The following is a 6,118-nucleotide window of genomic DNA, read 5'->3' as shown; positions in this document are numbered from 1 at the left end:
AATGCTGTTTACGGGGTTTTTTACTGGTTGATACTGTTTTTGTCATGTGAGTCACCTCTGACTGAGAGTTTACTCACTTAGCCGCGTGTCCACTATTGCTGGGTAAGATCACATGACAGGCGAAAATCGTGGCCGGGGAAGGCCGCGAAAGACAGAAAGTACCTATGCAGATACTCGTAATGATCTGATCCGCAGTGGCCTTGAACTGCTGACGCAGAATGGTTTTCTTGCGACGGGAGTCGATGCCATTGTTAAAAATGCCAATGTCCCTAAAGGCTCATTTTATTACTACCTTAAGAGTAAAGAGGATTATGCTGTCAACGACGGATGAAAAGTGATCCACTTATATCTCCACCAACGGCCCAATATTGATCCACCGTTTTACTCAGGATTAGCTTCTGCTATAACCCCGGCCTTTCGTTTCTGTCTGAGTCGATAGCTTTCTCCTTTGATTTGAACGATATGTGAGTGGTGTAAGATACGGTCCAGCATCGCTGAGGTCAGTGCTGCATCACCGGCGAACGTTTGATCCCACTGCCCGAACGGCAGATTGGATGTCAGGATCATTGCGCTCTTTTCGTAACGTTTAGCGATGACCTGGAAGAACAGCTTTGCTTCTTCCTGACTGAACGGCAGATAGCCTATTTCATCAATGATGAGCAGGCGGGGGGCCATTACTCCACGCTGAAGCGTCGTTTTATAACGGCCCTGACGTTGTGCCGTAGATAACTGAAGTAACAGATCTGCGTAAGCGTCAACGGAGCACCGTATTGACGCTTATTTATTGGTGAGTACTGAACCGCCCCGGGAATCCTGGAGACTAAACTTCCTGAGAAAGAGGTAAACAGGATGACTAAAAATACTCGTTTTTCCCCCGAAGTCCGTCAACGGGCAGTCCGTATGGTTCTGGAAAGTCAGAGCGAATATGACTCACAATGGGCGACAATTTGTTCCATTGCTCCAAAGATTGGCTGTACGCCGGAGACTCTGCGTGTCTGGGTTCGCCAGCATGAGCGGGATACCGGGGGCGGTGATGGAGGGCTCACCACCGCTGAACGTCAGCGTCTGAAAGAGCTGGAACGTGAAAATCGTGAACTGCGCCGCAGTAACGATATCCTTCGCCAGGCTTCCGCTTATTTTGCGAAGGCGGAGTTCGACCGCCTCTGGAAAAAATGATGCCACTGCTGGATAAGCTGCGTGAGCAGTACGGGGTCGGACCGCTATGCAGCGAACTGCATATTGCCCCGTCAACGTATTACCACTGTCAGCAACAGCGACATCATCCGGATAAACGCAGTGCCCGTGCGCAGCGCGATGACTGGCTGAAGAAAGAGATACAGCGCGTATACGATGAAAATCACAAGGTATACGGTGTGCGTAAAGTCTGGCGTCAGTTGTTACGGGAAGGTATCAGAGTGGCCAGATGCACTGTGGCACGTCTCATGGCGGTTATGGGACTTGCCGGTGTTCTCCGGGGTAAAAAGGTCCGTACGACCATCAGCCGGAAAGCCGTTGCCGCAGGCGACCGCGTAAACCGTCAGTTCGTGGCAGAACGACCTGACCAGCTGTGGGTGGCTGATTTTACTTACGTCAGCACATGGCGGGGCTTCGTCTATGTGGCGTTCATCATTGATGTGTTTGCCGGATACATCGTGGGGTGGCGGGTCTCATCGTCCATGGAAACGACATTCGTGCTGGATGCACTGGAGCAGGCGTTATGGGCCCGTCGACCGTCCGGCACGGTCCATCACAGTGATAAAGGTTCTCAGTATGTATCGCTGGCCTACACACAGCGGCTTAAGGAAGCCGGATTACTGGCATCAACAGGAAGTACAGGCGACTCGTATGACAACGCGATGGCGGAGAGCATCAATGGTCTTTACAAAGCGGAGGTAATACACCGTAAGAGCTGGAAAAACCGTGCAGAAGTGGAACTGGCCACACTCACGTGGGTGGACTGGTATAACAATCGACGATTGCTGGAAAGGCTGGGCCATACTCCTCCGGCAGAAGCAGAAAAAGCTTATTATGCTTCCATCGGAAACGATGATCTGGCAGCCTGAGTTCACAGATAAAACACTCTCCAGGAAACCCGGGGCGGTTCACTCATCTGCCGCTCTACCGCATCCCTCGACCATAATCCCGACTCAATCAACGAACTACAAGCCATCGTCCTGAAGCCATGCCCACAAACCTCGACCTTCGTGTCATACCCCATTACGCGCAAAGCCTTGTTCACCGTATTCTCACTCATCGGCTTACGTGGATCGTGATCGCCCACAAAAATCAGCTCTCAATTTCCGCTCATGCTTTTGATCTTTTCCAAAATACTTAGGGCCTGCCGCGACAAAGGTACAAGGTGTGGTGTCCGCATCTTCGAGCCACGCTGAGAATGCTTGACTCCTTCCAGTTGCTCACGCTCACCTGGGATTGTCCACATAGCCGTTTCAAAATCTACTTCTGACCAGCGGGCAAAATGCAGCTCGCTCGAACGGATGAAAACCAATAAAGTGAGTTCAACCGCCAGCCGAGTTAACGGTCTGCCAGAATAGTGATCTATGCGATGAAGTAATTCAGGTATACGGTTCAGTTCAAGAGCTGCACGGTGCTGTCTTTTCGCCGTAGCAACCGCACCTGCAATCTCTTGCGCGGGGTTGTAGTCGATTAAGCCGCTCTGAACGGCAAAGCGCATAATCGCGGTAGTACGCTGCTGTAAACGGGCGGCAACTTCGAGCCGCCCGGATGACTCGACTGCTTTAATGGGTACAAGAAGATCCCGCGTCTTCAGTTCCGCAATGTTCCGCTTACCGATAGCAGTAAAGAGATTATCCTCCAGACTTTTCAAAACACGAGCGCTATGCGATACCGACCACTTCTGATTGCTGGCGTGCCAGTCTCTGGCGACTACTTCAACGTTATCGCCTCTTGTTCCTGTTCTACCTTAACAGCTTTCTTGTTTTCACTGGGATCGACACCATTAGCTAAAAGCTTACGAGCCTCATCCCGGCGTGCCCTGGCATCCGCCAACGACACTTCGGGGTATTTCCCCAATGCCAGCATCTTCTCTTTACCGCCAAAGCGATAACGTAGCCGCCAGTATTTGGAGCCGTTAGGGTGAACCAGCAAAACCATGCCTTCACCGTCGGTCAGCTTATAGGCTTTTGCTTCAGGCTTAGCCGAACGAACCTTCACATCACTCAGAGCCATGATGAGTATCCTTTCAAGGGTTCTGTGTGGGTACAAACATTATCGAACCGGGAAATACCCGCAGTTGTACCCGCATCAGTAAGTTGATGTAGATTGAATCAGGTTGACTTAGGTTGAGTGAAAAAGCGAGGAAAGCCTTGCGGATACTGGATTTTAGGCACAAAAAAAGACGTCCGTTGACGTCTATTGATGTTCCGATGGTGCGAAGGCCGGACTCGCATATTCATTTAAATTGTTGTAAAAAAATGGATTTTATTCATAATTAATTCAATTATGCCCCCTTTTGTGCCCCCTCCATTCGCTGTTCACATTTTGATTTTTGCTGATTATTTATCCAAAAATTATTGAAGAAATAGTCAATCCAGTTAGGTTCCGTTAAACGGATCCAAACCGGGACTTGACTCAACAAAAAATACTTTTTTTTCGCAAAACCATGCACACTATTCACTCTGCAACTTTTAATTTATATATCAATTGGTTATGTATTAACAGTTAGGTGAAGAGTGAACTGCTATCTCTACATTCGTACGTTTCCAATAAGAAACCCGGCATCAGCCGGGTTAGTTGTAATTATTTGATTGTTGGCTCATCACACTTGGGAAGCCAGTCTGCATTACTTTCCTCTTTTAAAGTGAGGTTAGTCTGCATTCCCTGATTAGTTCGCCGCTTCTCATAATTTAGCCCGTATTCCTTCAGCATAACTGGTAGCCCTTTGCCAAACATTGTCAGGCTAAGGGTATTTTTAAAGCCATTAGCCTCCATGTATACAAGATAGGCATGGTAAAGGTACGTACGTGGCTGGCGCGGGACAATATTGGCGTTCCCCATAAACATGCCGTTGGTGTCAGGTAATGCCTCAAGGTAGCCACAAAAATCAAATGCTGGATCAGCATCACGCTTGATGGTGAGAGCCTCATCAGAATTCTGCTGCGACTGAAGCAATGTTCTGGCGCTCATCGGATCGCTGAAACGCTTCATGAGCTGACGAACAATCACAGCCAGTTCTCGTGCAATTTTATCTTTCAACTGCGGATCGCGTTCTTCCGGTGCTATCTGCTCAGGAAAATGCAGAATAACTCTCCTGCGGGACACACCACCACTGCGATCAGTGAAGCGCATAGGATTATTATTTACGGCCAAGATAACCGCCGGAATATGTGTTGAATAAGCATTCTGATATTTGGGGTCCACAGATACTGCATCGCCACCAGTTATAGCCTTAAGCCCGGCGCCGTCGCCGCTCCACTTCTCCTGATCAGGCAGGCGAATAAGAGAAAAACCTATCAGAGCCGCACGTTCTCGCGGGGACTCCAGCGTTTCAATGGTCGCAGAGGTGGCGTTATCCTCTCCAGCAAGCATGGTCGCAATTTCAGCCAGAATACTTTTGCCACTTCCACCAGGGCCAGTCACTTCCAGAAAGAGCTGCCAGTCATAGCGGTTCGCCAGCACCATAAATAACGCTGCAAGAATAATGTCGCGTTTTGCTGGCTTGTGTCCGGCGGCCCGGTCCAGCCAACGCCAGAATGCCGGGGCATGAGTTTCAAGCGTTTCCCCCTTTACCGGTGGCGTGAAATCGACTTCACACAGGGTACGCAGCCAGTTCTCTTTACAGTGCGGACTAAAAAGCCCTGTTCGCGTATCGAGAACGCCATTACGAAAACCAATCAGATGACGTGACGGATTTTGCTGCTGCGGAACAATTAACTTTAATGTTTCCACCAGTGAGGCAATTTTTCCTGAGGAAAACGGTGCCCCGAGGCGCTGGAAAAGGGCTGCGACATCTCGGGCAAAATCTGACTGAGAAATAACTTTCCACGCTCCAGACTCGTAGCGGGATAAAAGCTGCCCGTTCGGATCAACCGCCAGTGCATCCCTGTAATGCTCCCGAACCCTCTGAGCTTTTTCGCTGACACTCATCGCTGTGAATTCTGCTTCACTCATTGTGTCGAAAGGACTGGCGTTATGTGGCTTCAAAGCCTCAAGAATTGCCTTCCTGGTGGATTCCTCTCCGTATTGGGTAAGCGCATCATTCCAGTCACCAAAAACCGGTGGCAGCACAATGTCACACTGACTCGCTTTTGCAGCAGTTTCAGCCCTGTTCTGGCCTGAACCATTCAGATCGCGGTCCGCTGCAATAATTAACTGATATCCAGGATACTTATTATGGGCAACGCTGCTCAGAGAAAGAAAGTTGACCGACGAAAATGCCACCATGACGGCTTCTCCTGTCAAATAATGAATGGTAAGCGCCGTGGCGTAACCTTCCGCAATCCAAATCCTTCTTACAGAACTCCCGCCCCCTTCTATCAGATGATAGGCCTCCTTAACCTGACCTCCTTTAAGAAAACACTTGCTACCATTGCCACTGATAAGCTGAATATTCACCAGCTCCCCGTCAGCGTTATAGAGTGGGACGATCAAATCACCGGGGCGGAACATCACACCACCGGCCTTATGAGCTGAAGTCAGCTCATGGCAAATATGCTCCGGGAAACCTTTATGTGTAAGATAAGTGTTTCCGGCAGATTCACGCGAGGCTTGCAGCAGTCGCGCGGCAAGTGCTGCCGCTGCATCTTTCCCGCTATCGGTATCGGCGGTTAACGTCCTGACCTCGGAATTAACTATAGACAGATCATGTGTCAGTCCATGTATCCTGTCAGCTGCTTCACTGATATCCACATTCAGTGCCCTGGTGACAAGCGCTAAACCATCCCCGGCTCCGCACTGATTGCAGAACCATGTTCCGCGTCCTTCCTGATCGTCGAAGCGAAAACGATCTTTACCGCCACAGACCGGGCAAGGCTGATGGCGATTTTTCAATATATTCACGCCCAGCGCTGGCAGAATCTGAGCCCAGTGACCGCGGGCAGCCTTCACGGCCTGACTGACTTTCATTCCTGACATGACGCAG

General features: G+C 49.9%; 2 protein-coding genes, 3 pseudogenes and 1 other annotated feature. Of the genes and pseudogenes, 2 read left to right on the top strand and 3 right to left on the bottom strand.

What is annotated here, in order from left to right; all coding sequences use genetic code 11:
- Positions 1 to 112: 112 nt before the first annotated feature.
- A pseudogene (locus ACJHX3_RS05185) lies at positions 113 to 316 on the top strand (TetR/AcrR family transcriptional regulator); the annotation flags it as partial.
- Positions 317 to 381: 65 nt separating this feature from the next.
- On the opposite strand, the pseudogene istB reads toward ACJHX3_RS05185, so the two are convergent.
- Positions 382 to 747, bottom strand: a pseudogene (istB, locus tag ACJHX3_RS05180) (IS21-like element IS100kyp family helper ATPase IstB); the annotation flags it as partial.
- Between the two features lie 102 nt (positions 748 to 849).
- Here istB and ACJHX3_RS05175 point away from each other — a divergent pair.
- A protein-coding gene (locus ACJHX3_RS05175) for an IS3 family transposase (protein WP_151327001.1) occupies positions 850 to 2,063 on the top strand; the annotation gives its coding sequence in 2 pieces (ribosomal slippage) (positions 850 to 1,138 and positions 1,138 to 2,063; 1,215 coding nt in all).
- Positions 1,131 to 1,247 (top strand) — a sequence feature (AL1L pseudoknot). It overlaps the preceding gene by 117 nt.
- A 5-nt stretch (positions 2,064 to 2,068) precedes the next feature.
- Here ACJHX3_RS05175 and ACJHX3_RS05170 read toward each other — a convergent pair.
- Positions 2,069 to 3,207 (bottom strand): annotated as a pseudogene (locus ACJHX3_RS05170) (tyrosine-type recombinase/integrase); the annotation flags it as partial.
- Between the two features lie 570 nt (positions 3,208 to 3,777).
- Positions 3,778 to 6,111 carry a primase-helicase zinc-binding domain-containing protein gene (locus ACJHX3_RS05165; RefSeq protein WP_094321801.1) on the bottom strand — a complete coding sequence of 778 codons (2,334 nt, stop codon included), beginning with the start codon at positions 6,109 to 6,111 and terminating at the stop codon, positions 3,778 to 3,780.
- Between the last annotated feature and the right edge of the window lie 7 nt (positions 6,112 to 6,118).

Source organism: Escherichia sp. WS1265 (assembly GCF_046487585.1).
Lineage (GTDB): Bacteria > Pseudomonadota > Gammaproteobacteria > Enterobacterales > Enterobacteriaceae > Escherichia > Escherichia coli.
This window is presented reverse-complemented; position numbering and strand designations above follow the sequence as displayed.